The organism is Micromonospora sp. A200 (assembly GCF_029893845.1).
Lineage (GTDB): Bacteria > Actinomycetota > Actinomycetes > Mycobacteriales > Micromonosporaceae > Micromonospora > Micromonospora purpureochromogenes.
This window is the reverse complement of sequence record NZ_JARXXY010000091.1, coordinates 1-1,128: the sequence shown is the minus strand read 5'-3', so window position 1 is coordinate 1,128 and position 1,128 is coordinate 1. Positions and strand designations below refer to the sequence as shown.

Annotated in this window: 1 protein-coding gene; it reads right to left on the bottom strand. The window is 69.9% G+C overall.

What is annotated here, in order from left to right:
- On the bottom strand, positions 1-902 hold a 902-nt coding region (locus M2302_RS33030; protein WP_280841712.1), incomplete at its 3' end, for an IS110 family transposase.
- Positions 903-1,128 lie beyond the last annotated feature (226 nt).

Sequence of the window (1,128 nt, the reverse complement as noted above, 5' to 3'; positions counted from 1 at the left end):
CCTTCGGTGTCACGGCGCAGCTGGACAATGGCCATGATGTGCAGCGCGCGGTTGATGCGCCGGTTCCCGGCTCTGGAGAGGCGGTGCCGGTTCTGGTCGCCGGACGAGGCGTCGATCGGTGCGGTGCCGTTCCACGAGGCGAAGTGGGCGCGGCTGGTGAACCGGGCGATGTCTGCGATGTCGCCGATCAGGCGGGCGGCGCCGGACGGTCCGATGCCGGTCAGGTTCATCAGCCGGCTTCCGGTGCTGTTGACCAGGTCGGTGAGCTCCTGTTTCGCGGTTTTGATCTTTTTGTCGATGACGACGAGTTCGCCGATCAGCTCGGAGGCCAGCCGGCGGCGGGTCTTGCCGACCACGTCGCGCGGGCGCACGGTGCCCAGCAGGGCGCGGGCCTGCTGGGCGGACAGGTCCTTCTTCGCGCCGCCGGGCACCAGTTCGAGTAGCAGGTGGTGCAGCCGGGAGACCACGTCGGTGCGGGCCCGGCCGAGCTGGTCACGACGGTCGACGAGCAGCCGTAACGCGACCGTGGTGTCGTCGGTGACGACCTGCCGCAGACCTTCGGTGCGCAGGGCGACCACAGCGACGCTGCGGGCATCGACCGGGTCGGTCTTGCGGCCCTGGCCGGTGGCGAACACCCGGGCCCGGGCGGACAGCTTCGCGGGAACGTCCACGACGGTCTCGCCGTCAGCGACCAGGCGTTGCGCGACGTGCCGGCCGATGCCGTTGCAGCCCTCGACCGCCCACAGGCGGTCCTTGTGCTTGCGGCCGGCGGCGAGCATGGCCTGGTAGCCGTCGCGGTCGGTGCCGAACCGGCCCTGCCCGACTGTCTTCTCCCGGGCGTTGATGATTTCGATGGTGGCGGAACGCTTGTGCGGGTCCACGCCGATGATGACCTGGGCCATCGTGTCCTCCCTCGATCCGACGATGGGTCGTCGACGGGAGGGCAGCGCTACCTTGAGCTGGGCAGTCCCCTCTTGAGCCTCTCACCGCCGCGGTGACCGGCGGGGCGCACGCCAGATGAGAGCCACACCAACCTGCGGTGGGCAGCCGCGATGAGAGCGACTCCGCCGGTCACCTCGACCAAGCCTGGCCTGGCTGCGGTCGTAGCACCAGTCAATAGGTAGCCGC